General features: G+C 64.5%; 3 protein-coding genes. 1 reads left to right on the top strand and 2 read right to left on the bottom strand.

The genetic code is table 11. The annotated features are described in order from the left end of the window. Positions 1 to 977, bottom strand: a 977-nt coding sequence (locus AC3AYF_RS19665; protein ID WP_487780235.1) for an aldehyde dehydrogenase family protein, incomplete at its 3' end; no start/stop codon positions are given. 100 nt (positions 978 to 1,077) lie between these two features. After that, on the bottom strand, positions 1,078 to 1,683 hold the full coding sequence (gene betI, locus AC3AYF_RS19660) for a transcriptional regulator BetI (protein WP_487780234.1): 606 nt from the start codon (positions 1,681 to 1,683) through the stop codon (positions 1,078 to 1,080). Positions 1,684 to 1,953: 270 nt separating this feature from the next. Here betI and AC3AYF_RS19655 point away from each other — a divergent pair, with 270 nt between their 5' ends. Continuing rightward, positions 1,954 to 2,898 (top strand): choline ABC transporter substrate-binding protein, encoded by a 945-nt coding sequence (locus AC3AYF_RS19655; protein ID WP_295038645.1) that lies wholly within the window; start codon positions 1,954 to 1,956, stop codon positions 2,896 to 2,898. Positions 2,899 to 3,093 lie beyond the last annotated feature (195 nt).

Raw genomic sequence — 3,093 nt, 5'->3', positions numbered from 1 at the left:
GGGCCGAAATTGGTCTCCGGATCCAGCGGATCGCCGGCCTTGATGCGGTTGACCCGCTCGACGATCTTGGTCTCGAAGGCGTCCTTGACCGAGCGGTGCACGAACACCCGTGTGCCGTTGGTGCAGACCTGGCCGCTGGAGTAGAAGTTGGCCATCATCGCGCCGTCGGCGGCACGGTCGAGATCGGCGTCGTCGAACACGATCAGCGGCGACTTGCCGCCCAGTTCCATGGTGACGTCCTTGAGCGTGGAGCCGGCCGCGGCGGACATCACTTTCTTGCCGGTACCCACCTCGCCGGTGAAGGTGATCTTGGCAAGACCCGGGTGCTCGGTGAGCATGGCGCCGACGCTGCCGTCGCCCTGGACCACGTTGAACACGCCATCCGGCAGGCCGGCCTCGGTGAAGATCTCGGCCAGCTTCAGCGCCGTCAGCGGGGTGACCTCGCTCGGCTTGAACACCACCGCATTACCCGCGGCCAGGGCCGGGGCGGCTTTCCAGCAGGCGATCTGGATGGGGTAGTTCCAGGCCCCGATGGCGCCGATGACCCCCAGCGGCTCGCGGCGGGTATAGACGAAGGAGTCCTCGCGCAGCGGAATCTGGGTGCCTTCGATGCTCGGCGCCAGGCCGGCGAAGTACTCCAGCGCATCGGCGCCGGTCACCACGTCGACGCTGGCCGTCTCGCTGATCGGCTTGCCGGTGTTCAGCGTTTCCAGCTCGGCCAGTTCGTCGTTGCGTTCGCGCAGCAGGGCGACTGCCTTGTGCAGGATGCGCGCACGCTCCATGCCGGTCATCGCCGCCCACTGGCGCTGGGCGCGGCGGGCGCTCTCGATGGCCTTGTCGACATCGGCGGCGGTCGCCTGCTGCACGCTGGCGATGACCTCGCCATTGGCCGGATTGACGGCGTCGAAGGTCTGGTTGCCGCTGGCCGGGGTGTGGCGGCCGTCGATGTAGAGTGTCTGCGTCTCGAGTCGTGCCATGATGACTCTCCTTCGAATGGCGAATGAAATGGCGTGGCCGCTGTTTCGGCGGCCTGAATCCGGTTGCTGAATCGATTGCGTTGGCTCGGCGCGGGTGCCTTCAAGCGTAGTCGTTGGCGCGGGTTCGACTGTGACGGGCGGCCTCGAGCTGTACCCGGACATAGTCGTAGGCCAGCTGGCGGGCGCGGTCCACGTCGAGGCCCTCCTGGGCCAGGGCGCCACGCAGCCACAGGCCGTCGATCAGGGCGGCCAGCCCGCGCGCGGCGTTTCGGGCTTCCCGTTTCGGCAGCACGCGCCGGAACTGGCAGCTCAGGTTGGAGTAGAGCCGGCGGTCGTTGACCCGCTGCAACCGCTGCAGCGGGGGGTGATGCATGCTGCTGGCCCAGAAGGCCAGCCAGGTCTTCATTACCGAACGGCTGGTCTGGCTGCGATCGAAGTTGCCGTCGATGATGGCGTGCAGATGCGCCTCCGGCGGAGCGTTGCCCAGTGCCGCGCGCCGTTCCAGCACGGCGTTGCCCAGATCGCTCAGGACGTGGCGCATGGTCGCTTCGAGCAGCCCATCCTTGCCGGCGAAGTAGTGGCTGATGATGCCGGTGGAGACGCCCGCGCGCTTGGCGATCCTGGCGATCGTGGCATCGGCCAGCCCCGCCTCGTCGATCGCCTCCAGCGTCGCCTGAATCAGTTGGCGGCGGCGAATGGGTTGCATACCGACTTTCGGCAAGGCCTTTACTCCTGCATCGGGGCTGACGTAATCCAACCTTACGGATAACCCGTTTTGGCTCGGGTTTCCAGTCATCGCCGGGGAACCCGGCTTCTACCGAACCGGCGATGTCATCCGTCGGCCATTATGGAAATTTTTTATTGAACGGTCAATCAACAAAAACTAGTGTATTGTGTCATCGAATGGAAAATCTAACATTCGATAATCAGTGGTTATTGACCAAAATCTACAATACGTTCAGGGAGTTCAAGCACCATGAGATATCAGCCGATTCTATGGACCCTGGCCGGTGCCGGCCTGGCGGCGGCGCCTTTGGCCCAGGCGCAGGAGCCCGAGAGCTGCCAGACCGTCCGCTTCGCCGAGGTGGGCTGGACCGACATCCAGGCGACGACCGCCTTGGCCAGCGTCGTGCTCGAGGGGCTTGGCTATGAGGCGAGTTCGGATACCGTCTCCGTGCCGGTGGCCTACGCGGGCATGAAAGGCGGCGACTTCGATGTGTTCCTGGGTAACTGGATGCCGTCGATGAAGTCGATCAGCGACCCCTATATCGAGAAAGGGCAGGTCGACCGTCCGCGCGCCAACCTGGAAGGCGCCAAGTACACCCTGGCGGTGCCGGAATACGTCATCGACGCCGGCGTCACCTCGGTTGCCGACCTGGACGAACATGCGGACCAGTTCGGCCACAAGCTGTTCGGCATCGAAGCGGGCAACGACGGCAACATGATCATCCAGCAGATGATCGATGACGACGCCTTCGGCCTGGGCGACTGGCAACTGGTCGACTCCAGCGAGGCCGGCATGCTCGCCGAGGTCCGGGCGCGTACCCAGAGCAAGGAGTGGATGGTGTTCCTGGGCTGGGCGCCGCACCCGATGAACACCAACTTCGATATCGGCTATCTCTCCGGCGCGGATGACTACTTCGGTCCGGATTACGGCGGCGCCACCGTCTATACCAACACCCGCGCCGGCTACATCGACGAGTGCGGCAACGTCGGCCAACTGCTCCAGAACCTGAGCTTCACGCTCGACATGGAGAACGAGGTCATGGGCAGCATCATGGACGACGGCGAGGACGAGAAGGACGCGGCCCGCGCCTGGCTCAAGGCGCATCCCGAGACGCTGGACGGCTGGCTCGAGGGCGTCAAGACGGTCGATGGAGAACCGGGCCTGCCGGCGGTCAAGGAAGCGCTGGGCGTCTGAGCCACCGCCAGGGCGGATGTGGGAAAACGAGCCGAAAATCGCGCCGATTCTCATTGCAGGCTTGTCCTTCGACGAGCCTGCAGGTATAGTCCGCCCCCGTTGTCACTCGGCAACGTCTGCCGTTTCCAGGCAGCAGCGTCGGCTACGTAGCTCAGCTGGTTAGAGCACATCACTCATAATGATGGGGTCCCCTGT

The organism is Salinicola sp. (genome assembly GCF_982684285.1).
This window is presented reverse-complemented; position numbering and strand designations above follow the sequence as displayed.